This window comes from Acidovorax benzenivorans (genome assembly GCF_028680575.1).
GTDB lineage: Bacteria > Pseudomonadota > Gammaproteobacteria > Burkholderiales > Burkholderiaceae_C > Acidovorax > Acidovorax benzenivorans.
Map to the genome: position 1 here is coordinate 21,604 of NZ_JAPCKI010000024.1, position 24,731 is coordinate 46,334.

Consider the following 24,731-nt stretch of genomic DNA (forward strand, 5'->3'; position numbering starts at 1 on the left):
CTTCAACTTCCCAATGCGCACAGTGCCTCTTCAACTGTAAAACGGCGCAGCCTGGGGCCGGCGTGCATCACCTGTCCTGGAAGCGGATGTCCGAGCAGATTCTCAAATTCCTTGGCGACCTCACACAGCGCTGCAAGGTCGATCCCGGTGTCTACCCCCAATTCTTGCAACATGTGGACCGTGTCCTCGGTGCAAATGTTGCCAGTGGCTCCAGGCGCGAACGGGCATCCACCGATGCCCCCGAGCGACGATTCGAAGGACGTAATGCCGCTTGCCAGCCCTTGCACAACGTTGACCATGCCCATGCCACGAGTATTGTGGAAGTGCAAGGTAACAGGCAGACCGGGCAACTTGTGGCGCAACATGTCGACCCGCTGTTTGACCAGGCGTGGCGTGGCCATGCCCGTCGAGTCGCCAAGCGTTATGCCTTGGAAGCCGAATTCCGCAAACGCCGTAGCCAAGCGCTCGATCTCTTCCAGCGCGACCTCGCCTTCGAAGGGACAACCGAACGCCACCGCAATGGCCGCGTGTAGGTGGACACTCGTGCCACGCACTAGCTCGGCCGCTTCCCGCATGTCTTCCAACGAGCGAGCGCGAGAGCGGTTGAGGTTGGTCCGATTGTGCGTCTCGGATGCAGAGAGAAAGACCACGACCTCATCGACATTGGCCTGCAAAGCGCGCTCGATCCCTTTGGCGTTGGGTGCAAGCGCTGCCAGCGTCACGTCACCGCGCCGCTTGACCTCTCGCATGAGATCCGCGGCATCCGCGAGTTGCGGAACGGCACGCGGAGACACGAACGATGTCGCTTCAAATCGGCGCACGCCTGCGTCGATCAATGCATGCAGTAGCCTAAGCTTTTGCTCCGTCGGGAGGAACTTCGATTCCATCTGAAGTCCGTCGCGTAAGCCCACTTCAGTTATGGTAACGCGTGGTGGATAGGTTTCGCTCATGCTAGTTTCCCGTTTCCGATACTTGCGTTGTTTGTTGAATTGCGAGACGCCTCGCCAGTCGACTCAGTTCCTGATAAAGGATCCCTGCTTCCGGATGCCATCGAAACACCTCGGCCCCTTGCAACCGAACGACTTTGTGATCTCCCCGTGCTGCAGGACCTGTGATGGCCCGGGGCCCGAACTCCGAAATGTTTTTCACGGTTGCTGCCATCAGCGATGCTTCAATTTGCGGCACCAACGCGTCAGGAACGCCCGCACTGGCCCATGCTTCGCGAGCGATCGCTTGCAGCACCACTGTGAAATTGCTCGAAAAGACGGCAGCAGCGTGGTACAGCGGTTTGGAAGCCGTCTCAACTGAGAAGCACTGAGCGCCGGCGGCCTGGAACAACGGGCGCAGCGCGGCCAGAGCAACTTCGTCACCCTCCAATCCGCAAGGTGTTCCAGAGAACTGGGCAACCGCAGCTGCTGGATCGGCGAACGTGAGTACTGGGTGGGTGCTAGCAAGCGTCCAACCTAGCGTGCGCAAAGGCGTAAGCGTGGCCGCCGGCAGAAAACCGCTGCAGTGGAACGCCACGGTACCGGTAACCGGCGGCACTGCAACTGCCATTTCCTCGGCCACCTCTGCGATTTTCGTGTCCGGTACAGTGATCAGCCATAAATCAGCCGGCCGCATGTCTTGCCAACCCCCGACCGCCTGGCCCGCCTGGATGAACTCTGCCGCTCGGCTCGCCTCCGACAAGTCCAGTCCTTTCAGATCCTGCACAGTGCAGACACCGTTGGCATGAAACACGCGAGCGAGCGTCTGCCCCACCTTGCCGCAACCGACAATGTTCAACGTCTTCATGATCAGCCGTGCTTGACTGCGATGGTCTTCAACACGGTGAACCCCAGTAAGGCTTCGAATCCCTTCTCGCGACCGTAGCCGCTGGCCTTAACTCCGCCGAAGGGCAACTCCACGCCGCCGCCTGCGCCGTAGTTGTTGATGAAAACCTGACCACATCGAAGCTTTCGCGCCATGCGAAGTTGTCGCGCTCCATCCCGCGTCCACACCCCTGCAACCAGTCCGTAGTCGGTGCCATTGGCCAGCTGAATGGCTTCAGCCTCGTCTGCAAAAGGCATGGCTACGAGCACAGGTCCAAAGACCTCTTGCTGTGCGATGCTGTGCTCATGGGGCACATCGCGGAACAGCACAGCCGCCTGATAAAAACCTGCGGCAGCTGCATCCGGGTGCAATTGGCCGCGCGCCATCACCTGGATGCCATCCGCCTCGGCACGGGCCACGATGCCCTTGACCAAGTCGAACTGCTTGCGGTTCACGAGCGGCCCCATGTCAAGACCCAGAGCCGGTGGGCCCGTGCGAAGTGCGCGAAAGCTGTCGGCAACCGCTTCCATAAATTTCTCATAGACACCGCGCTGCACCAGCAGGCGGCTGCCTGCAGAACACGTTTGGCCCGCGTTTTGAACGATGGCGTTCACGATCACCGGCAACGCCGTATCGAGGTCAGCATCATCGAAAACGATTTGGGGCGACTTACCACCAAGTTCCAAGGTGACCGGGCAGTGGCGCTTTGCGGCGGCTTCTGCGACCAGACGGCCTGTGACCGTGGAACCTGTGAACGAGATGTGGTCAACGCCGGAGTGAGCCGTCAGCCAAGCCCCAGCCTCGTGCCCGAACCCTGTCACGACGTTGAGTGCGCCGGCCGGAAAGCCCACTTCCGCAGCCAGCTCGGCCAGACGCAGCAAGGACAGGCTGGCGTCCTCGGCGGGCTTCACAACGCAGGCATTGCCCGCCGCCAGCGACGCCCCGACCGTGCGGCCGAAAATCTGCATAGGGTAATTCCAGGGAATGATGTGGGCGGTTACGCCGTGCGGCTCGCGCACGGTCACCACCATATACCCCTGTTCGTAAGGCAACGTTTCACCGTGCAATTTGTCGCAAGCTCCCGCGTAATACTCAAAATAGCGAGCGAGTGCGACCGCATCCGCTCGAGCGGTCTTCATGGACTTACCCGTGTCTTTGGCCTCGAGGGCAGCGAGCTCTTCTGCGCGTTCCGTCACTGCGGCTGCGAAGCGGTGCATCAGCCGGCTGCGCTCAAGCGCGCTCAGGCGGCCCCACGGGCCGTCGAACGTGTCGCCGATAGCCGAGCGCGCTGCCTCCACTGCCGCGTTTACATCCTCTTGGGTGCCACGAGCGATCTCGCCCAGGATGCTGCCGTCGCTAGGATCGGTGACGGGAATCGGCTCACCTTGACCATGGGAGATCCATGCATTGGCGATGTAGTGTTGCTTCTTCATGTCTAACTCTTTCAATGATTTACGGCTGCTAGATGCATTCAGCGATGGCACGGCCCACGTCGGCCGTGCTTGCACTGCCGCCCATGTCGGGCGTGCGTGGCCCGTCGCGCAGCACCGTCTCGATGGCTTGGACAATGGCATCTGCGGCGGCCTGGTGACCAGCGTCACCCCGACCAAGGTGCTCCAACATCAACGCAGCCGACCAGATCTGACCGATCGGATTTGCAATCGCCTTGCCGGCGATGTCTGGTGCTGACCCATGGACCGGTTCGAAGAGCGAGGGGAACTTGCGCTCTGGATTGAGGTTGGCGGAGGGGGCAATGCCGATCGTCCCTGTGCAAGCAGGGCCCAGATCGGAGAGGATGTCCCCGAACAGGTTAGATGCCACGACTACGTCGAACCAGTCCGGGTGTTGCACAAAGTGGGCCGTCAGGATGTCGATGTGATACTTACGAACACTGACGTCTGGGTAACGCTTTGCCATCTCGGCAAGGCGCTCGTCCCAAAACGGCATCGTGACCGAGATGCCATTGCTTTTGGTGGCTGCGACCAGCGACTTACGGGGGCGCCTCCGCGCCATCTCGAACGCATGCTGCAGAACGCGATCGACGCCGTAGCGCGTGAAGATCGACTCCTGGATGGCGATCTCACGCTCGGTGCCCTCGAACATCCGACCGCCTACCGAGGAATATTCGCCTTCGGTGTTTTCGCGCACGATCAGGAAGTCGATGTCACCTGGCTGACGGTTCGCCAGCGGGGACGCCACTCCTGGCATCAGGCGGGCCGGGCGCAGGTTGACGTATTGATCGAACTCGCGGCGGATTTTGATCAGTGACTCCCAAACCGCCGTGTGGTCGGCCACGATGTCGGGGGCACCGACTGCGCCGAAGTAGATGGCGTCGTGGCCACCGATCTTGTCTTTCCAGTCCAGCGGCATCATCGTGCCGTGGCGCACGTAGTGGCGGCTGCACCAGTCGAAATGGTCGAGGGCGAAGCCGATGCCGAACTTGCGGCTGACGGCATCCAGGACGCGCACGCCCTCGGGCATGATCTCGGGGCCGATTCCGTCACCAGGAATGACGGCGATGCGATGGGTTTTCATAAAAAGTCTCCGATCAGGTTTTAGACACGTCAGCGGGCTCGGCCTCGATCAACAGCGAGACCAGTTCTGGCACCATGGCCCGTGGACCGCCCTGCTGCACGGCGGCGTCGAAGGTCGCCGAGACGGCGTCGCCGATGCGATGCACGGCGCTGCTGTCGCCCGCCATCTGCACGTAGTAGCGCAAATCCTTGAGCGCGTTTGACATGAAAAACTGCAAGGTCGAGCTGTCACGAGAGAGGATGTAGGGCTTTAACCGATCAAGGGCCACACCCGCTCCACCGCCAGAGGCCAGAACCTCCACAAACAGCTCTGGCCGAATGCCGCCCCGTGCCGCGCATGCGGCCGCTTCCGCGAGCAAAGACACGCTGCCCAGCGACACGAAGTTGTGCAGCAACTTGAGACGGTGGCCAGCACCGATGACGCCAGCGTGGGACACGTTTTCGGCGAAGCAGCGCAGCACTGGCATCAGCTGCTCCAACACCGCGGCGTCCCCGCCCACCAGCAGATTCAGGCGGCCCTCGTGCGCGTGCTGCGCGGTGCGCGTCATGGGCGCGTCGACGAACAGCCCGCCGGCCGACACGACCATGGCAGCCATGCGCTCCGTGGAGGCGGGAATCGCGGTGGAGCAATCCACCACGATGGTTCCAGGCCGAAGCCCCTTCAAGACGCCATCGGCACCGGAGAGCACCAATTCGACCTCAGGGCTGCCCGTGACGCACAGAATGATCACGTCGCTCTGCGCTGCCAGCGCGCGGCCCGTCTTTTCCGTCTTGGCGCCTGCCTCGAGCAGATCGTCCATTGGCTGGTTGCCTGCATGCTCCAGGGCCACCAAGGGGTGACCATGCTTGAGGATGTTGCGCGCGATGCCGTGGCCCATGAGGCCCACACCGATGATGCCGACACGTTGTTTCATGCTGCTTCTCCGCTTGCGCCATGACCGGCGCGTTCTGCATCGGCGGCAAGCGCCGCGATCTGGGCATCTCCGTAACCAAGTTCGCGCAACACGCTCGCGTTGTCGGATCCGAGATCGGGCGCTGGCAACCGCACTTGGCATGGCGCTTCGGAAAACTTCAGCGCGAATCCAGTCATCTTCACCTTGCCATGGCCTGGGTGCTCCACTTCCATCAGCATGTCCTGCGAAAGGACTTGGGGATCCGCATACGCACCCGCAAGATCCTGCACCATGCCTGTCGGCACGCCTGCTGCGTTCAACACGTCGATCCAGTGACTAACTGTCTTCGTACGCACAACCTCGTTGATCACAGCGTTGACGTGCGTTCGGTTCTTCACGCGAGCTGCATTCGTCTGGAAGTGCACGTCGTCCTTCAAGTGCTCCAGCTCTAACGCCTTCATCAGCTTGTTGTAGACACCTTCGTTGGAGGGCGCGATCGTGATCTCGCCATCGGCCGCGGTGAACAAACCGTAGGGCGCCACCAAGGAATGGTCATTTCCCACCGCCTCAGGTACCTCGCCGGTGGCAAAGTAGTGGGCCGATGAGAACGCACCGTAGCTCAAGAGGCCATCCACCAGAGCAGCGCTCACTCGCTCGCCCCGACCCGTGCGATCGCGGCGCATCAGCGCGGCAACCGTGCCCAGTGCGGCATAAGTGCCCGCGACCAGATCGCTGATCGGAATTCCGGTGCGCAAAGGGCCAGATTCGCGCGTTCCATTCAGAGCCATGAACCCACTCATGCCCTGAGCGATGAAATCGAAGGCCGGCCGGTGCACGTACGGGCCGGTCTGACCGAAGCCGGAAATGCTGGTGTAGATGATCCCGGGCTTCAGCGCCTGCAAGGCATCCCATCCAAGCCCCATCTTGTCCATCACACCGGGTCGAAAATTATCCACGACGACATCGGCGGTGGCGATCAGTTTGCGCAAGGCCTTCATGCCCTCAGCCGAGCGCAGATTGAGCCGGACGGACCGCTTGTTGCGGTTGAAAGCCGCGAAGTACCAGCTGAGCCCTTCGATGCTGTGGCCTTGCTGCCTGATGGGGTCGCCTTCGGGCGGCTCCACTTTGATCACCTCGGCGCCCAGGTCTGCCAGGTGCATGGTGCAGAACGGGCCGGAGAGGATGCGGCTGAGATCGACTACGCGCACGCCTTCGAGTTGGCCAGGCGGTTGCGCGGTGTTGGAAGTTGCTTGTTTCATTGTGATTCAATCCAGGACAGTAGGTCCGTAATTCCAGTGCTCGGGCGCATGGCCAGCAACGGGTGCGCGCCAAGTAGAAAGCCCGTGGTTGAACAGGCTGCCCAAGTAGACGCTGCGCAGGTCAGCGCCGGCAAAAGCCAGGCTTGAGATATTGCGCAGGCTGAAGTTCTTGCCAAGGCTCAGCTCCTCCCAACCAAAGCGATCTGCGCCGAACATCTCTTCAGCGTGAGCAATAACGTCATCTGCGCAGTCTTCCAGGAAGATTTCGCTCGTCCCGGTGTCAGCATCAACGCGGAGAAGGCGATTGCTGATGATGCTGGTAACCCACACGTCACCGGCACTATCAAATTCCAGGCCATCGGGCCAAGTGCCAACGCCGAACTGGGCAACCGTCTGCCTTGGCCCAAGGCGGTTGCCATGAAGGATCTCGAAGCGAGAGAGGCGTCGAGCGTAGGTCTCGTTGGCATAGAGCCAATGCCCGCTGGGATCAACTCGCACTTCATTGCAGAAACCGAGTCCAGTGGCAACAATGTCCATTCGGCCACTGGTTCCCACTACGCCAATCACGCCGTCATAGGCGGTCTCAGTTCTAAAGGCGAGTGTGCGCGGCACGTTTCGGGTGCAAAGTGAGAGCCATATTCGCCCATCCAGATCGGGATAGAGAAAGTTCAGCGGAGTCGTTGGCACGCCTTGTTGCTCGCCTAGGAAGCGTTCGACCTTGCCTGGCGCAGTCAACCGCCACGCACCTCCTTCTGGGCCCACATTGGCGATCAAAAAGGTTCCATCCTTCAGGAGTGCAATTCCGTTCGGGACGAACTCCGCGAATGGCCAATCGACACGTGCAGATGGGTCACGCCGCTCGCCAACTCGAATCACTCCAAATTCTTTGTCGCCTGCGTACAGACGACCATCGGCCAATGCGATGACCGATTCAGGCCGATTCAAGTTGGTCCCGGTTACGGGAAGCGGTGAAGGCAGGGTGCTCATGCAGTTACTCCAAAGTGATACGGGATTGACGAACCACCTTTCCCCAGCGCTCGTACTCACTGTCGACAAAAGTCTGGTAGTCAGGCTGACTCATCGGCTGGGAGATCACCTGCAGTTGCCGCAATCTGGCCGATACATCGGGCCGGGCCTCTACTTCATTGATGGCTTTGTGAAGACGTGCCACGACGTCGGCAGGCACCTTCTCGGGGGCCAGGAATCCGACCCAGGTCGTCAGGTCGACGTTCGCCCCTTGCTCCTTCAACGTAGGGAGCTCGTTTAAGCCAGGAAGCCGCTCTGACGCTGCTACGCCCAGAAGTTTGATACTCCCTGACTTCACGTACTGCTCGACGAGGGGCATCGGCAGAATGGCGGCCTTGACCTGCCCACTGATGAGCGCATTCAAGACAGGTGCGGTTCCCTGGAAGGGCACGTGAAGCATGTCGATGCCTGTTGCAGCCTTCAGGGACTCGCCCAGCACATGTCCTGAGCTGCCGATCCCCCAGGAAGCGTAGGAGAGCGGTGCCACCGACACACGGGCCAGTTGGACGAACTCTTTCAAATTGCTGGCATTCACCGAGGGGTGTACCGCAAGCGCGTACGGAAAGTACCCAATTGGCGCAACAGCCACGAATGACCTACGGTCGTAGCTCACACCCTTCAGCAGATGCGGCATGATGGAATTCGAGTCAGCTGTTCCGTAGACCAACGTGTACCCGTCCGCCGGACTTTTTGCTGCGATAGTGCTGCCGATGGTCCCTGTCGCGCCAGGCCTGTTCTCAACGACAACAGGTGTGTTCAATCGCTCGGACAGCGCAGGCGCCATCAGACGAACGACCACATCGCCGCCTCCACCCGCAGGCCACGGCACGATGATGCGGATGGGTTTGGTGGGAAAATCTGCCGCCATGGCTGGCAGAGCATTTGCAGTCAGACCGAACAACGCAGTGCCAACGGCGAAGGCGCGACGCGTGAGGTGGCTGTGGGTGACCATAGAACTGTCTCCTTTTTTTATCTCCGTCTTGAGGAGCGGAGTGGCCAAATCATCGTCGGCGGCGCCGCCTGCGCCATCTGCATTTTTCGCGACGGCATCGCCGGGCGCGATACGCCTTCAGTGAACAGGCACTTGGGCAAACGATGCGTACCGGCCGGCCCGGATCGCTGGGCCCTGCCTAGTTGCCGCCACGCCCCCATCGACCCGGCCACTGGCAGCGAGATGCATCGCCAGACCCGAAAGGCAACTGCCAAGCACAGGTTTGAAGATCGCATCTCAAACGCGTCAGCGCGGGCCACGCGCGTTCAAGCCACGCGATTAATACCGATGTCTATTGCACTCCCGCAATGCGCTAGTCGGCGGCTGAGCAGGTGAAGCTGGACTCGATGTTGGTGTCTCCCGAACCGTTGTACCGCGCGATTTTGGGCGCGGCACAAAGCGGACGCGTGCGAACAATCGTTCGGGTGGACAGATCGGAGCCACTGAACTGGGTCGCGACAATCCGGTCAGGCGCGACTCCCTTCTCCACCCAGTGCTCAAGCGCAGTCAGAAGGTCCCGCGTCGGATCGCCTGGGGCGACGCTGCCGCTGGTGAGGTCGTTACCAAAGGCGTTGGGAGCGGAACCACCGCTGCAGTGCCCCATTCCCGGTGCATTGAACAATCGCACGAAGCTGGAGGACTGGCCCGTAACGACTTCCACGTTGTGCAAGTAGCGCTCCATGTCATTCGGCGGCTTGAGTGAATCGGCCAAACCCTGAAACGAGATGAGCTTTCCGCCCCTATCCCGGAAAGCCCTGACGTCCGGGTTCACGGCGCTGACCATCTGCCCGATCGTTCTTTCCATCGTTATCACGTCCTGGCCCCAGTCAAATGTGCGCCAGTCCCATTCTTTGCCGAACACCCAGTGAAAGATCGCGCCAAAAGGAACGAGTGCCTCGGGCGGCGCCGCACCGACGTACATGCCCCAACTCGCCTCCGAGCCAGGTAGGGGTCCTTGGAAGATGAGCTCGCCAGTGAGCCTGTTTCGTGGTCCTGCATAAATGGCATTTACGGTGCTCACTTGCGATGTCGTGAGGCAGGACGCATCGTCTGCGCCACTGCATTGCAGAACTTTCGGGTTGAAGGTGCAGCGTTCTGGACGGCTGATGATCTTGTCGCTCACGCCATCGAGCGAATCGCATGCGGCCATCACACTGTCGGCGAGCAGTGTCAGTTTCGCCGCTGGCAACGCGGACTCGGGGCTTGCCTTTGAAGACGCCCAACTCCACAACACCGATTGGTGTGCACCCAGGCGATTGCTGCCGGGAGCACCCGCGATGATTCCGTCGTAGTCGTCAGGAAAGCGAACGGCCTCGTGGATTCCCTGCCCTCCGCCCGTCGAACACCCCATAAAGTAAGACTTACTTGGAACCCGGGCGTAGTACATTGAGGACACCTCCTTCGCGAAAAGTGTCATGAGGTGCGTAGAGCGGTAACCCCAATCCACCCATTTCTCAGGATGGTTCAGCAGCGGCGACCCGTCTCTACTCGTTGAAGGCGCCGTGCCCATGTCAGTGTGGGCCACCGCGTACTTCCTTGCCAAGCCTTGAGACAAAGCACTGTAGTTCAAAGACCCGCCGTACCCGCCGTTGCCCAGACCCAGGTACTTTCCGTTCCACCCCTCCGCGGGCAACCAAACTTCGACGCGAATATCACTGTCGGCCGACGGTTGCAAAGAGGCTGAGACTTGGCAGAACGCGGGCACGTTCGGAATCGCCGCGTTAGACGGAGTCGTGAAGGTACTGGCTGGGTGGTGCGAGACCTTGAGCAGTTTCGCGCCGCTGAAGGCTCTGTGCGCCAAATCCTGACATTTGGCTTCCGCCGCGGTTGGCACCAAACGGGTGACACCACCGCCGCATCCGAGGACCAATGCCGCCGAAACAGAAACGGTCGCTAGCAGAAGAAAAGGAAACCTTGCGCCGGGCTCTTTGTCTCGTGACGCAGAGGCGCCCAAGGCAGCCTTCTGAGAAATCCAGTCCTTCAGTGACCAAGTCATCGAGTTGCCTCCTTGTTAAAGCCTCGGCCTGATTGAGCGAGGTCATTCGATGATCTTGAGCGCCAAGAATTCAGCCTTCGATTTTCTTCACTGCGTTATCGCAAACAACGATGGACGTCAGAACGCCTTTTTTCGTGGCGCACCGATCGTGTGGCTGATGAGAGAATCCTCGGAGAACGACAAAAGGCAACCACTGCGCACGTCCATCAACCTTAAGTCTCGGCGAATTTTCATTTCCGCCTGTGAGGAGGGCTCGATCGCAGGTGCAGCGGAGCGGGAAGCGTTCACAGCCTCCGCCATCAGCAAGATGGGTGACAGAGATCGAAGCGGAAGTGGGCACGCCCATGCTCACGCGACGGTCACGCAGGGTCACTCGGACGGCTGCTGTTGAACTTCTGTCGAGGCGCGCAGGATTTTTGCCGGACTGCGACCGACTTGACGCCGAGTTGCGAGAGCATGCGAGCGGAAGGCTTTGGCACGGGAAAGTTCTCGCCAATCACGCATCCATAGCTCATTTCTTGCCGTCTGATCAGGCTGCTTTTATGCGAATCCATCAAGGGGTTCGCGTGAACTTGGCTGAGCGCACCGGCGACGAGGTGTCGCTGGGCGTCCTGCGCGGCAAAGCGCAATTGGCAGGCCCCGATGCTGCTTTGCTGACAAGAGATACGGATCCCCTGAGGGCGATTTGGCGTCTCTCGCACGATGTCTTAGTTCAAGTGGCGAGTGAACGCGTAATGAGCATCTTTTGGATGTCAGAAGTCCCTTCGTAGATCTGGCACACGCGCACGTCGCGGTAGATGCGCTCCACCGGAAAGTCGTTCACCACACCGTAGCCACCCAGCGTCTGGATGGCGGCGCTGCACACACGCTCGGCCATCTCGCTGGCAAACAGCTTGGCCATGGCGGCTTCCTTCAGGCAGGGCTTGCCGGCATCGCGCAGCGCGGCGGCGTGCCAGATGAGCTGGCGCGCGGCCTCGATCTGCGTGGCGCACTCGGCCAGGCGAAAGCCCACAGCCTGGTGGTTGAAGATGGCGGTGCCGAAGCTCTCGCGCTCTTTGGAATACGCCAGCGCCGCATCAAACGCGCTGCGCGCCATACCCACGCTTTGGGCGGCGATGCCGATGCGCCCGCCTTCGAGTGCGCCCAGGGCAATCTTGTAACCCTCGCCTTCGGCGCCAATCAGGTTCTCGGCCGGGATGCGGCAGTTGTCAAAGTTGATCTGCGCGGTGTCGCTGCTGTGCTGGCCCAGTTTGTCTTCGAGCCGCGCCACCACATAGCCGGGGTTGCTGGTAGGCACCAGGAAGGCGCTCATGCCCTTCTTGCCCGCGCCCTTGTCGGTGACGGCGATCACGATGGCCACATGGCCGTTCTTGCCGCTGGTGATGAACTGCTTGACGCCGTTGATCACGTATTCGTCGCCCTGCTTGACGGCCGTGGTGCGCAGGGCAGAGGCGTCGGAGCCCACATGCGGCTCGGTCAGGCAGAACGCGCCCAGCATCTCGCCACGCGCCAGGGGCGTGAGCCAGTCGCGTTTTTGCTGCGCGTTGCCGTAGCGCATGAGGATGGCGTTGACGGGGCAGTTGGTCACGCTGATGGCGGTGCTGGTGCCACCATCACCGGCGGCGATTTCTTCCAGCACCAGGGCCAGCGTCACATAGTCCAAGTTGGCACCACCGAACTCTTCGGGCACGCAGATGCCGTAGGCACCCAGCTCGGCGAGGCCCTGGTGGGCCTCCTTGGGGAAGTGGTGTTCCTTGTCCCAGCGCGCGGCGTGCGGCCACAGTTCGGTCTGTGCAAAGTCGCGCACCGCGTCGCGGATCATTTCCTGGTCTTGGGTCAGCAGCATGGCTACGTCCTCAAATCAGTTCCAGCGCCAGCGCCGTCGCCTCGCCTCCGCCGATGCACAGCGTGGCAATCCCGCGCTTCTTGCCACGCGCCTGCAGCGCATGGATCAGCGTGACAACGATACGCGCGCCGCTGGCGCCAATGGGATGACCCAGGGCGCAGGCGCCGCCGTTGACGTTGACTATGTCGTGAGACAGGCCCATCTCAGACATCAGCGCCATAGGCACGACTGCGAAAGCCTCGTTGATCTCCCACAGGTCGACATCGGCCACGCTCCAACCAGTCTTGGCCAAGAGCTTCTGCGTGGCACCGACTGGAGCGGTGGCGAACCAGTTAGGCTCCTGTGCATGTGTGGTGTGGGCCACGATGCGTGCGAGGGGCTGGCTGCCCAAATGCTTGGCAGTTGATTCGCGCGCCAGCAACAGCGCAGCAGCGCCGTCGTTGATTGATGAGCTGGAGGCGGCGGTGATGGTGCCGTCCTTCTTGAACGCGGGCTTGAGCGCCGGGATCTTGTCGAGCTTGATCTTGCCGGGGCCTTCGTCCACGCTGACTACGATCTCGCCGCTACGGCCCTTCACTGTGACGGGCGCGATCTCCTTTGCGAAAGCACCAGATTGCGTGGCGGCCTGCGCGCGCTGCACGCTGGCGATGGCAAACTTGTCCTGTTCTTCGCGCGTGAAGCCGTACTTGGCAGCACAGTCCTCGCCGAATGTACCCATGGAACGACCGGCTTCGTAGGCATCTTCCAAGCCGTCCAGCATCATGTGGTCCATCACGCGGTCGTGACCGATGCGGATGCCGCAGCGCCCCTTCATCAAGAGATGCGGTGCATTGGTCATGCTCTCCATGCCGCCCGCCACCATTACATCGTGCGCGCCGGCCAATAGCATGTCGTGCGCCATCATCGCAGCCTTCATACCAGAGCCGCACATCTTGGATAGCGTGACCGCGCCCGCTCCTTTGGGCAGCCCGCCCTTGAAAGCCGCTTGGCGGGCCGGGGCCTGGCCCTGGCCCGCCATGAGACAGTTGCCGAACAGCACCTCGCCCACCAGTTCGGGGCTGATACCAGCGCGCTCGACTGCGGCCTTAATGGCGACGCCGCCCAGGTCATGCGCGGCCAGGCTGGCGAAGTCGCCCTGGAAGCCACCCATGGGTGTGCGCGCAGCGCTTAGGATAACGATGGGGTCTTGATGTTGTGTGGTCATGGGTCTCTCTGCTGACGAGGGATTTAATTCACTTTGGTGCCAATCGGATGGCGCCATCGAGACGGATGACTTCGCCGTTCAACATGTCGTTCTCGATAATGTGCTTGGCAAGCTTCGCGTAGTCCTGGGGAGTACCAAGCCGTGATGGGAATGGCACGTTTGCGGCCAGCGCTTCCTGCACCTCTTTTGGCATGCCGAACAACATGGGCGTGCCAAAGATGCCAGGGGCGATCGTCACGTTGCGAATTCCACTGCGCGCGAGGTCGCGTGCGATGGGCAAGGTCATCCCGACCACGCCGCCTTTTGAGGCGCTGTACGCGGCCTGTCCCATTTGGCCATCGTAGGCAGCAATTGAGGCCGTCGAGATCAATACGCCGCGTTCGCCTGTGGGCTCCGGTTCGTTGTGACTCATGGCATCGGCCGCGAGACGAATCATGTTGAAAGTGCCAATCAGGTTGACCTTGACGGTCTTGCTGAAGGACGCGAGCGCGTGCGGTCCGTTCTTGCCTGCAGTCTTCTCCGCCGGGGCGATGCCGGCGCAACTTATGAGACCAACCAGCTTGCCAAGCTTGAGCGCGACTGCCACCGCAGCCTGGCCATCGCTTTCCTGGCTAACATCGCATTTGACGAACACACCACCGATTTCTTTAGCAACTGCTTCGCCCTTGTCGGCTTGCATGTCGGCTATAACTACCTTGGCTCCGTGTTCGGCCAGTATGCGTGCCGTGCCTTCTCCCAGGCCTGACGCACCACCGGTCACGATGAAAACTCTTCCTTCAATCTGCATGTCAATCTCCTTGGAACGTGGTCTTGTGGATGAGCGCAGGCGCGGCCATCGGGTCAGTCATCAGGCAGACTTGATAGAGACCACCGTATCTGTCGCCACCGAAGGCATTGGGGCTGTGCGCAACGCGGCGCGTTGAGAGGCGTACAGCTTCATGGCGGCCTCTTTAACAGGGCCGAAGCCGCGTACTTCTTGAGCGAGTTTGGCGAGTGCAACAGCTCGCGCATGGTTGCTCTCGGTTAGCCCGTCGCTCAACGTCGCCATGTCGGCCAGAAATTCGGCCGCGAGCGCGCGCTCGGACCGGCGTTCGTGTGTGTAGCCAAAAGGATCAGCAACGGTGCCTCGCAGGCCACGCATGGCCGACAACACACGCATGGCCGTGAACACCCAGGGCCCAAACTTTCGCTTCTTCGGACGGCCAGTTGCGGGGTCGATCGGAGAAAACAAGGGCGGGGCCAGCCAGACCGACAGCTTCTCGGCTTTCGAGAATTGGGCTTCGAGGGTCGCCTTGAACTCTGGCGCGGCGTACAGTCTGGCGACCTCGTACTCGTCTTTGTAAGCCATCAAACGGTAAGCGCCGATTGCCACTGCGCGCGCAAACTCGCTGCTGCCCGGCAACATCCTTCGTTCGGCACCAGCCGCGCGTGCAACGATGTCGCGGTAGCGCTGGGCGTAGGTCGCGTCTTGGTAGGCCGTCAGCTCATCAGCGCGGTGCTGCACCAATTCGTCGAGTGACATGTCGTCTTGCTTGGGTACGTGAACCTTCGGCTCGGCGATGCTCGCCAACCCGCTCGGATTCGACGCAGCGATTCGACCCCACGCGAACGCGCGCTTGTTCAGCGCCACGGCCGCGCCGTTGAGTTCCAGAGTTCGCTCGATTGCTTCGTGCGACAGCGGGACCAGACCGAGCTGCCATGCGTAGCCCAGCATCAAGGTGTGGGTGGTGAGCGTATCTCCAAACAGTCTCTGCGCGAGTTCGGCGGCATCAAACGCATGAAAGGCATCGTCGCGGCAGTGCTTAGCCAGCCGCTTGTGCATGAGAGACGTCGGCAAGCTGGCATCGCGCTGGCGCACGACGTCTGCGGTGGGCGTTTCTCCCAGGTTGACAATGGCCGCGCTGCGCTCTGAAGAGAGCCGAATCAGGGTGTCTGCGGCGGCTGACACGACAAGATCCGCTCCAAGCAGCAGATCCACCGCGCCATGGCCGATACGTCCGGCGTGCAAATCCGATGGCGAGGGAGCGATGCGCACTTGGCTCACAACCGCGCCATTCTTCTGCGCAAGCCCGGTGAAGTCGAGAACCGTGGCACCTCTCCCTTCGAGATGCGCTGCGCCGCCGATTAAGGCACCCATGGTCAACACACCTGTGCCGCCAATCCCCGTCACGTACACATTGAACACACCCCGCAGAGGTGGAAGAACAGGTGCCTGAAGACGCGCCATGAGCTCAGCCTCCATGGTCTTCAGACGCTGATCGTCGGGTTTGCGCAGGGCCACACCGTCAATTTCTACAAAGCTGGGGCAGAAGCCCTTCACGCACGAGAAATCCTTGTTGCAACTGCTTTGGTTGATGGCACGTTTGCGGCCAAGCGGCGTCTCCAGCGGCTCGATTGCTATGCAGTTGGATTGCACTGAGCAATCGCCACACCCTTCGCACACGCTCTGGTTGATGAACAGGCGGCGGTCAGGGTCCGGGAATACGTTGCGCTTGCGGCGGCGGCGTTTCTCGGACGCGCACGTTTGCTCGTAAACGATGGCACTCACGCCGGGTACCTCGCGCAACACGCGTTGCACTGCGTCCAGTTCGTCACGGTGGTGGACTTCGACACCATCGGCCAATTCCGGGTGACCACGCCAACGTTGCGGATCGTCCGACACGAGCGCGATGCGCTCAACGCCTTCGGCCTTCAGTTGCCGCGTCACCCGCGCTGGCTCGATCAGGCCCTCGGCGGTCTGCCCACCTGTCATCGCGACCGCATCGTTGTAGAGGATCTTGTAGGTTATGTTGCTCTTCGCGGCCACGGCCGCACGAATCGCCAGCAGGCCGGAATGCTGATAGGTTCCGTCGCCCAGGTTCTGGAACACGTGATCCACGTTCGAAAAAGGCGCGGCACCAATCCACTGCGCGCCTTCACCGCCCATCTGACTGAAAGTGCTCGTGCGCAACTCTGGCTGAGACAAGGCCATGACGTGGCAGCCGATGCCCCCGCCCGTCACGGAGCCATCTGGCGTGCGCGTTGACGTGTTGTGCGGACAACCAGCACAGAAGTACGGACGCCGAATGGGAATGACGGCGGATACCACAGGCTGAACGCGTTCCTCAAGCTTCGCCAGTCGCTGCGCCAACACCGGTGCCGTGATGCCATTTGCATGAGCGCGGGCCACCAGCGCTCTGGCGATCATCAGTGCGCTGAACTCCGAGACTTCAGGGACGACCGGCGCGCCGCGGTCGTCGGTCTTGCCCGTGACACGTGGGCGCTCCGACGCGGAGCGGTGGTAAAGCGCATCTTTCAACTGGGTTTCGACGTTGGAGCGTTTTTCCTCCAAGATGAACAGCTCCTGGTGGCCCTGTGCAAAATCCAGAGCCCCTACGGTTTCCAGTGGCCAGCTCATCGCCACCTTGTAGATCGAGATGCCGAGCGCCTGCAGGTCCGATTGGCTCAACTCCAAATCGGCGATGGCCTGCATGAGGTCTTGGTGCGCCTTGCCTACGCTGATGATGCCCAGCCTGCGCTGCGGGGCTGCAATCACCACCCGATCGAGTTGGTTGGCACGCGCCCAAGCGCGCGCAGCAGGCAAACGCTCTTCGAGAAGGCGCCGCTCAAGTTCTGCCCGCTGCCCCGGCCAGGCGACGTTTGGATCCCAATTGAGCCCATGTGCAGGCACCTGAAAATCTTGTGGCAGTACGAAGCTAGGCAATGGTCCGAGGTCGATAGAAGCCGCCGTCTCAACGACTTCGGCAATGGTTTTCAGGCTGACCCACAAACCAGAAAACCGTGACAGAGCAAAGCCGGCAAGCCCAAAGGAGATGACATCTTCCACACTCGCAGGTTGAATTACCGGTATCGACGCAGATTGAAAGATTCCGTCCGTGTGATGCGGGTACATCGACGATTGCGCTGCATGGTCGTCGCCGGACACTGCCAGCACACCACCCAAAGGTGACGTGCCCAGCACATTAGCGCTCCGGAACACGTCGCCTGTGCGGTCCACACCGGGGCCCTTTCCATACCAAACGCCAAATACGCCGTCCACGCGCGTAGTGCCGTAGGCCCGGTGCATTTGCGCGCCCCACAAAGCCGTGGCGGCCAAGTCCTCGTTGAGGCCGGGCTGGAAGACGATGTCATGAGCCTTGAGCTCGTTGGCCGCTTTCCACAGTTGCTGGTCGTAGGCTCCTAGCGGCGAACCGCGGTAGCCGGAGATGAGGCCCGCAGTTTTCAAACCGTGCTTTCGATCCAGCTGGCGTTGCAACATTGGCAACTGAACCAGTGCCTGGATTCCGGTCAGGAAAGTCCGACCCTCGGCTTGGGCATATCGTTCTTCCGCGCCTCTAATTTGTTCATTTGCGGCCACGCGTTTGCTCCAGAAAATAGCTGATTTACGACTCGTAAGTATTGGCTCTGGAGCGCAGTCGTTGTCACCAATCTATATCACCATCTCTTTATTCGATAGGCTGTTTGCGCTACGATTCGGCCAAGAATCAGCTTTTTTCTCCAATTTCATGGAACTCGATCGTCTGGACATCCGAATCCTTCGCGAACTGGCGGCCGACGGCCGCCTGAGTTGGCGCGACCTGGCCGAGCGGATCGGCTTATCGCTCACTCCTACCATGCGCCGGGTGAAGCGACTGGAAGAAGACGGGTACATAAAAGGGTACGTGGCAGAACTCGACGAGGCTCGGCTAGCGGGCTCAATGAGCGTCTTCGTGTCGGTGACACTTGAAAAACAATCCGACAAGGCCATCGCACGCTTTGAAAGCGAGATTGCCTTGGCGCCTGAGGTCATGAGCTGCTTCCTCATGACTGGCGACTCCGATTACAACTTGCGTGTGGTCGTGAGGGACCTTGACGCTTACCACCAATTTCTCAGGCGTTCGCTCACGCTCATTCCCGGCGTGGCGCACATCAAGTCGAGTTTCGCGTTGAAAACGGTGCTGATGCGCTCAGCGCCGCCGCTGTAGTGAATCGCCCCGGTTTTGAACTGCCCCCCAGAAGTTGGACGGTTGCCTCGCCGCCAATCAGGCGGTGTTTCTCAGCCGGTATCCCACCGGGCTGAGTCCGTTCAATCTGAGCTTGATGCGCTCGTGGTTGTAGTAGTGGACGTAATCATGCACGCCCGCTTCGAGCGTATCAATGCTATCGGGCCTTTCGAGATGGAAGTACTCGGCTTTCAGTGTGCCGAAGAAGCTTTCAATCGCCGCGTTGTCAAAGCAGTTGCCCTTGCGGCTCATGCTTTGCTCGACTCCGCGTCGCACGAGCATCGCTCGGTAGGGCTGCATCTTGTAGTGCCAACCTTGGTCAGAATGCACGATCAGGCCTGCGACGCAATTGGTCCGCGATAGCGCGGCCTCAAGCATGCTGGAAACCATCTCGAAGACCGGCCGCCTTGCCATGCGGTACGCGACGATCTCGCCGTTGTACAGGTCCATGCAGGCCGACAGGTAGAGCTTTTGGCCGCTTACATTGAACTCGGTGACATCGGTCGCCCATTTCTGGTTCGGCGCGGTCGCGCAGAAGTCGCGCTGCAGAACGTTGGGTACGTGCGCATCGCTGGTGCCCGGGACATGCCAGGAGCGCTTCTTCGCCCGGATCAACGCACGTAGCCCCATCTTTTGCATCAGACGCTGCACGCACTTGTGGTTGACCGGTTGTGCCATTGAATTGCACAGCGCTGCCGTGATCCGCCGGTATCCGTAGCGGCCCTTGTGCTCGTCATAGACAGTGCGGATTCTGGCTTCCATGGCGCTTTGCTGGTCGGCGCGCTGGCTCGCCTGGCATTGGTAGTAGAACGTGCTGCGCGCCAAGCCTGCTACCTGCAACAGATCCGCCAATTTATGGTGTTGCCTCAACCCGGCAATCAGTCGCGCTTTGTCGGCGCAGCTGATCTCTTCGACCGGATCAAGGCCTGCAATTTTTTTAAGTACGCGACCTCCGCGCGCAGTCGGTCGTTCTCTTCCCGCAGGGCTTTCTCCGCATCGGCGACGACCGTGCTCGACGGTGCGGCAGAGCGTCGTTCTGGCTTCATCTTGGGCTGTTCTTCATTCCTGGTCTCGCACGCCTGCAGGCGGCCTTGATCGAGATTGCGCCGCCAGACCACAATCTGGTTGGGATTGCGGATGTCATACAGCGCCGCGACCTGACGACTGGAAAGCTGCTCGCGATCCTGATGAGCCAGCACCTGCAACTTGAACTGCACACTGTACGCGCTGCGCTTGGGGCGCAAACCATCGATGCCGTGCAGGCGGTAGTGGCTCACCCACGTGCGAACCTTCTCCTCGGGAACTGACCACCGCCGAGCCAAGAGCTTCGCGCCGCCTTCGCCTGCCAAGAAGCTTTGGACCACTTCCAGCTTGAACTCCGTTTTGTACTTCTTCATGTAACCCCTTGAAGTTTGTCCAACTTCTGGGGGTCAGTTCATTTTTGAGGAGGCTCAACACTCTGAGAGGATTGAGCCATGAAGAAGACAAACAAGTTCTCGCCTGAGGTGCGTGAGCGCGCAGTGAGGATGGTGCAGGAACAGCGCGGGGAGTACCCATCCCTGTGGGCAGCCATCGAATCTATTGCCCCCAAGATTGGCTGTGTGCCGCAGACCCTGAACGAATGGGTCAAACGCGCCGAAGTGGATGCCGGCACGCGAGAAGGTGTCACCACAGCCGAAGCCCAACGGGTCAAGGAACTGGAGCGCGAGAACAAGGAGCTGCGCCGGGCCAACGAGATACTGAAGCTGGCCAGCGCGTTTTTCGCCCAGGCGGAGCTCGACCGCCGTTTGAAGTCCTGAGGGATTTCATCGACAGGCATCGTGGCACCTTCGGGGTCGAGCCGATCTGCAAGGTGTTGCAGATCGCCCCGTCGGGGTATCGAAGACACGCAGCGCTGATGCGCGAGCCCGGCAGGCGCTGCGCTCGGGCCCGTCGCGACGAACTGCTGGCATTGCAAATCGAACGTGTCTGGCAGGCCAACATGCAGGTCTACGGCGCAGACAAGGTCTGGCGTCAACTTCGTCGGGAGGGTACAGCCGTAGCCCGCTGCACAGTGGAGCGGCTGATGCGCAAGCTGGGGCTGCGCGGTGTGATGCGCGGCAAAGTCGTGCGAACCACCGTCAGTGATGGCAAGGCGCCATGCCCGCTGGACCGAGTTAACCGCCAGTTCCGAGCCGAGCGGCCGAACCAGTTGTGGGTCAGTGACTTCACATATGTCTCGACCTGGCAAGGCTGGTTGTACGTGGCCTTTGTCATCGACGTGTTTGCCCGGCGCATCGTGGGCTGGCGCGTGAGCAGCTCAATGCGAACTGACTTCGTCCTCGATGCGCTTGAACAGGCGCTATACGCGCGCCAACCCGAGCGGGACAGCAGCCTGATTCACCACTCCGACAGGGGCTCTCAGTACGTCAGCATTCGGTACACCGAACGCTTGGCACAAGCTGGCGTCGAGCCCTCGGTGGGCAGCAAGGGAGACAGCTATGACAACGCGCTGGCAGAGACGATCAACGGGCTCTACAAGGCCGAACTCATCCACCGCCGAGCTCCCTGGAAAACGAAGGAAGCAGTCGAGTTCGCCACGCTCCAATGGGTATCGTGGTTCAACCACCATCGCCTGCTTGAGCCCATCGGGTACATACCGCCTGCAGAAGCTGAGGCAAACTACTATCGGCAACTCGCCAGTCAGCCCACCACAACGGCGGCCTGACTTAAACCAAACAGCCTCCACGGAACCCGGGGCGATTCATTGCCAGCAATAGCGTCAAAAGCCAGACGGCTCAACAGTGCCTTCTGGCTGGCCGAATAGTAGATTCTCGGTCGCTGCTTCATATGCAACACTCCTTCCGCCTGCGCGGTGATTAGTGAGTTGCAAAGGCCGGTTGAATCCGCCCTAAGATGCAGACGAGCGCCCCCTCAAGCGCCAAAATAGATCGCGCCTCTCTACCCCCATCGCGAGACACGCGCTGGAGGAAGAGTCAGTCCCGTCCTAAGCACTCGCCCCACATGCGGCATGGCCACCCTAACGAGAAGGTCTCGTTTAGCCAAGTAATCAGCAACCCGCTGGAACCCCGCAATCGTCGCGTCATCGAGTCCGCTAAAAACGCCAACGCCGCAGTAACTAAAGCGAGCCTTGTATGTCGGCTCATTGCTGTTGTGGTACAGACCCGCACCCTTCGTCACCCTGGTCTTCCATAGCTCGCCGATGATTCGAGCAATCGTCACATCTTGGCGCACTTCTGATCCATTGAGAAGCAGCATAAGGTGCATGTGAGGGCCCTTCCGGACCCCGTACTCCAACTTGGCGGCATAGCCGAGAAAGCTATTTGCAAAGCGGTCTTTGATCGCGGCCAATAGTTCACTCCAGTGGTCTAGGATCTCAAGTTTGGGATCAGCCTGCGCCGCGTATTGATTGCCGTAACCCACATCAAGCCTGATCACCATGAGCTTGCGGTATCTTCTTTTGAAGGCCAGCATTCTTTTGACCAATGCCCCACTGGCACGCTCTCGCTCTCGTCGCGCGTTGTCAATCTTTGATCTGCCAAACCAACTCGCATACACCACGGTGAGCGATTCCAGTATCTTCATGGCCAAAAACAGTGCCGCCTCACCCGACAGATGCTCAGTCATGCTTCTTCCAATTAAGACTGGCGGAAGCGCCCGTTCCAGGCATGCGATGTGTGGGTCACTTTTGGCGAGTCGAACTCGCTCAATCACCTCATAGAGAGCCATACCCTCCAGAAGATCTGCTAGCTTTTGGGCTCTTCGCACACGAGCATGAGGAGCCGTAGAGAGCTTTTTCTTACCTCTTCCAATCGGGCAAATGGATTGCAGTGCAGATTGCAATTGCGTCATCCATAGAAGCGAGCCCTTGTCTACATTGACTGAAGGATCGGATGATTGGATTGCACCGTCGATGTGCGAATCCGTTAGGTCCATAAACATTAATTTTACTCCATTGCTGTTATTTGAAAAAATGTTGGGTACTGTGTTTCGATTGCAACCAAGATCACATATACAAGAGAGAACCGATGGTCACCTTATAGAGAGCGATAGCCTCTTTGAGAGACACCTACTCAATGAGGGATCACCTATATAGCTGCAATACACATCACAATAATCACATCACATAACATATACTCCGCTTATAAAATACCATCTCACATCAGAAAAATTGCATAAAACCAAGCTTTTCATAGAGAAATATCAGATCCAATTGCAAAAGGAAGCATTTGAGTTACATCCGTTCTACAACTGCTTTTAGACCTTCGAAGACTTTTCATTGAGATGTCTAAAGCTATTGAGTAAGACATCATTCGCTGAATAGCCCTCAGCCACTCACTGCGACAACACCAGTCATGTTCTTTCGCCAAATCGATAGCCGCATTTCCATTAATAGACCTTTCAAGAACTCTTCGCTACGGCTAGTGGAAGTGCTGGCATGGATGGACGACAAATCACTTCTTCCTTCTCACGAGTACAAGCCGCAGAAATGGTCATATGCGGAGGCCATTGACATCCTCCAAAAGGTGCTGTTCGAGGGACTGCCATTGCCCTCTTTCCTTTTCCTACAAGAGGCGATTCCGCAGGCCAATCAACGTCAATCGATCATTGCACTGACTGGCTATCGCTTGCTCGATCTGCTCTATCAGGTCTTTTATCGAAGGGCACCCATTGACTGCATAGCGAGTGAGACAAAGAAACCCGTCAACTTTCTTGCACTTGAACTGAAGTATTGGCAGAAAAACGATCAGCACTTTGGCCCTGGATCAATTGTCGATATTCCTTTTCTGCCAGACACTGAACTAGAGCCCACGTACAGCGGCAAACTGATTCCAGATCAAGCGAGTTATCTGATCAAAGAAGGACTTTTTCCATTACGCGCTCTCTGCCACCCAGGTGATCTATTGGCGTGGCAGATCGCGATGAAAGATTGCCTGGAGTTACGCGCGCTGAATGGATACAAGCAGGATTACTCATCCGAAGAATTTTCACCCTGGGTTGCTCGACACTCCACTCATACTGAATCGCAGGCTGTGGCCAGCAATTCAATACAGCCGCACTCGAATGAAAACTTCTTCTCAAGAGTGGCCCTTCAGAACGATAGTGTGATTGGCAACTACTTGAAGCGAATCTCACCCATGGGCAATACGCCGGTATTGGCAGACATTCGCTCCAAGCAATGGATGGCCTTTCAGCAGTACGAACTCAACGTTGTCTGGGTTGCTTCGAAAGAGGTGGCGGCGTCAATGAGACCAGAAGTCAGCGCCGAGCAGCCACGATGAAGCAATACAAGCCCTCCCCCTCCAGGGGGAGGCCTCATGATGGCGTGTGTTCTGAGTCAAGCCCACCGGACTCAGCTGATGAGGCACGCTTCTGGGCCGTGCTCGTGCAGCCAATTGGGGCGTTTCCCATGACCATTCCAAACTCTTCCAGTAGTGGGATCACGATAACTGCGGCGAGCAGACGGTCCACTCTTTTGAAATGAGTTCGGTGGCGCTGGAGAGGGCAGTACCTCTTTCAGATCCTCGGCAGTGAGTTGGTACTTTTCAATGCACTGAGCGACTATTTGGAGTCCTTCAGCGACCATTGCTCTGCGTAGACTGGACAGCTTGTCATCCACACTTCGCTTCTCTTCGGCAACGGCCAAGTATTGGGCCAACACAGATTCCTCGGACGGTGCGGTTTGAGTCATGCGCGATGCCATCATCTCTTCAAGTGTCATGTTGATACTCTTTCTTAAACAGGTTTTGGGGGAAGGTGCTCTTTGCGGATCAGGCGGAGACCATTTTTGTGACGTTTTTTGACGAAGGGGGGCCTGCAAACCTGCTGAACTGGCGGGTTTGCAGGGGGGTCTCCTCTCAAATCGATGCCGTTTTAGTCAAAGGGCGGAACGTCACCGATCCATGGCAAGATCGCACGGAGACTAAAAAGACGGCCGGTACCCGGTGGGTAGCCCAAGCTGAGCAGGTCGCTGCAAGCCAAGGCCGTTCGACACGCTGGGAAATTGAGGTGCGTTCTTTGCCATGGAGAATTCATGCACCAAGGGCCTGAAGTACTCCCGTGTTGGTGCCGATGCAATCTTGACCAGCTAAACCGCAAAGTGCCAATCCAAAATTGACCAGGGTGTTCCACTGACCTGCTGAGAATTTCAGCAGGGATTCAAGGTGATCACCATGGACATGATTGGC

Annotated in this window: 19 protein-coding genes and 1 other annotated feature; of the genes, 3 read left to right on the plus strand and 16 right to left on the minus strand. The window is 59.4% G+C overall.

What is annotated here, in order from left to right:
- Positions 1-2: 2 nt before the first annotated feature.
- The 13 genes from OIN59_RS24095 to OIN59_RS24155 form a co-directional block, all read right to left on the minus strand.
- Entirely contained in the window at positions 3-950 is a 948-nt protein-coding gene (locus OIN59_RS24095; protein ID WP_274114585.1) for a hydroxymethylglutaryl-CoA lyase, read from the minus strand.
- 1 nt (position 951) lies between these two features.
- A complete protein-coding gene (locus OIN59_RS24100) occupies positions 952-1,794 on the minus strand; it encodes a Rossmann-like and DUF2520 domain-containing protein (protein ID WP_274114586.1) in 843 nt (280 codons plus the stop codon).
- 2 nt (positions 1,795-1,796) lie between these two features.
- Positions 1,797-3,245 carry an aldehyde dehydrogenase family protein gene (locus OIN59_RS24105; protein WP_274114587.1) on the minus strand — a complete coding sequence of 483 codons (1,449 nt, stop codon included), beginning with the start codon at positions 3,243-3,245 and terminating at the stop codon, positions 1,797-1,799.
- A 28-nt stretch (positions 3,246-3,273) separates the two neighbouring features.
- On the minus strand, positions 3,274-4,347 hold the full coding sequence (locus OIN59_RS24110; RefSeq protein WP_274114588.1) for a tartrate dehydrogenase: 1,074 nt from the start codon (positions 4,345-4,347) through the stop codon (positions 3,274-3,276).
- 13 nt (positions 4,348-4,360) lie between these two features.
- Complete coding sequence (locus OIN59_RS24115) at positions 4,361-5,260, minus strand: NAD(P)-dependent oxidoreductase (protein WP_274114589.1); 900 nt, start codon at positions 5,258-5,260, stop codon at positions 4,361-4,363.
- Complete coding sequence (locus OIN59_RS24120; RefSeq protein ID WP_274114590.1) at positions 5,257-6,498, minus strand: CaiB/BaiF CoA transferase family protein; 1,242 nt, start codon at positions 6,496-6,498, stop codon at positions 5,257-5,259. Before OIN59_RS24120 ends, OIN59_RS24115 begins: the two co-directional genes overlap by 4 nt.
- Positions 6,499-6,504: 6 nt before the next feature.
- Positions 6,505-7,485: an SMP-30/gluconolactonase/LRE family protein gene (locus tag OIN59_RS24125; RefSeq protein WP_274114591.1), complete on the minus strand. Its 981-nt coding sequence runs from the start codon at positions 7,483-7,485 to the stop codon at positions 6,505-6,507.
- 4 nt (positions 7,486-7,489) lie between these two features.
- Positions 7,490-8,476: a Bug family tripartite tricarboxylate transporter substrate binding protein gene (locus tag OIN59_RS24130; RefSeq protein WP_274114592.1), complete on the minus strand. Its 987-nt coding sequence runs from the start codon at positions 8,474-8,476 to the stop codon at positions 7,490-7,492.
- Positions 8,477-8,828: 352 nt separating this feature from the next.
- Positions 8,829-10,511: a tannase/feruloyl esterase family alpha/beta hydrolase gene (locus OIN59_RS24135; RefSeq protein WP_274114593.1), complete on the minus strand. Its 1,683-nt coding sequence runs from the start codon at positions 10,509-10,511 to the stop codon at positions 8,829-8,831.
- 712 nt (positions 10,512-11,223) lie between these two features.
- Positions 11,224-12,357, minus strand: coding sequence for an acyl-CoA dehydrogenase family protein (locus OIN59_RS24140; RefSeq protein WP_274114595.1), 1,134 nt, complete (start codon positions 12,355-12,357; stop codon positions 11,224-11,226).
- A gap of 10 nt (positions 12,358-12,367) precedes the next feature.
- Entirely contained in the window at positions 12,368-13,561 is a 1,194-nt protein-coding gene (locus tag OIN59_RS24145; protein WP_274114597.1) for an acetyl-CoA C-acyltransferase, read from the minus strand.
- A gap of 28 nt (positions 13,562-13,589) precedes the next feature.
- Positions 13,590-14,348, minus strand: a complete 759-nt coding sequence (locus OIN59_RS24150) for a 3-hydroxyacyl-CoA dehydrogenase (RefSeq protein ID WP_274114599.1) — start codon at positions 14,346-14,348, stop codon at positions 13,590-13,592.
- Positions 14,349-14,408: 60 nt separating this feature from the next.
- Positions 14,409-17,918, minus strand: coding sequence for an indolepyruvate ferredoxin oxidoreductase family protein (locus OIN59_RS24155; protein WP_274114601.1), 3,510 nt, complete (start codon positions 17,916-17,918; stop codon positions 14,409-14,411).
- Between the two features lie 148 nt (positions 17,919-18,066).
- Between OIN59_RS24155 and OIN59_RS24160 the strand changes: the two genes are divergently transcribed.
- Entirely contained in the window at positions 18,067-18,525 is a 459-nt protein-coding gene (locus tag OIN59_RS24160; protein ID WP_274114603.1) for an Lrp/AsnC family transcriptional regulator, read from the plus strand.
- A gap of 57 nt (positions 18,526-18,582) precedes the next feature.
- On the opposite strand, the gene OIN59_RS24165 is transcribed toward OIN59_RS24160, so the two are convergent.
- Positions 18,583-19,940 (minus strand): IS3 family transposase gene (locus tag OIN59_RS24165; RefSeq protein WP_274114605.1). Its coding sequence is split into 2 segments (ribosomal slippage): positions 18,583-19,440 and positions 19,443-19,940, totalling 1,356 coding nucleotides; the frame shifts between segments, so codons are not numbered across the junction.
- Positions 19,941-20,018: 78 nt separating this feature from the next.
- Between OIN59_RS24165 and OIN59_RS24170 the strand changes: the two genes are divergently transcribed.
- Positions 20,019-21,250, plus strand: a protein-coding gene (locus tag OIN59_RS24170) for an IS3 family transposase (protein ID WP_274114607.1) whose coding sequence is annotated in 2 segments (ribosomal slippage) — positions 20,019-20,307 and positions 20,307-21,250 — 1,233 coding nt in all. Because the reading frame shifts where the segments join, the coding sequence is not laid out codon by codon here.
- Positions 20,297-20,413 (plus strand) — a sequence feature (AL1L pseudoknot). Its footprint overlaps the gene before it by 117 nt.
- Before the next feature lie 233 nt (positions 21,251-21,483).
- Here OIN59_RS24170 and OIN59_RS24175 read toward each other — a convergent pair.
- Positions 21,484-22,485 carry a YagK/YfjJ domain-containing protein gene (locus OIN59_RS24175; protein WP_274114609.1) on the minus strand — a complete coding sequence of 334 codons (1,002 nt, stop codon included), beginning with the start codon at positions 22,483-22,485 and terminating at the stop codon, positions 21,484-21,486.
- A 413-nt stretch (positions 22,486-22,898) separates the two neighbouring features.
- Here OIN59_RS24175 and OIN59_RS24180 point away from each other — a divergent pair, with 413 nt between their 5' ends.
- Positions 22,899-23,825, plus strand: a complete 927-nt coding sequence (locus OIN59_RS24180; protein WP_274114611.1) for a hypothetical protein — start codon at positions 22,899-22,901, stop codon at positions 23,823-23,825.
- Positions 23,826-23,896: 71 nt separating this feature from the next.
- Here OIN59_RS24180 and OIN59_RS24185 read toward each other — a convergent pair whose 3' ends face one another.
- A complete protein-coding gene (locus OIN59_RS24185; protein WP_274114613.1) occupies positions 23,897-24,265 on the minus strand; it encodes an H-NS histone family protein in 369 nt (122 codons plus the stop codon).
- Positions 24,266-24,731: the final 466 nt, after the last annotated feature.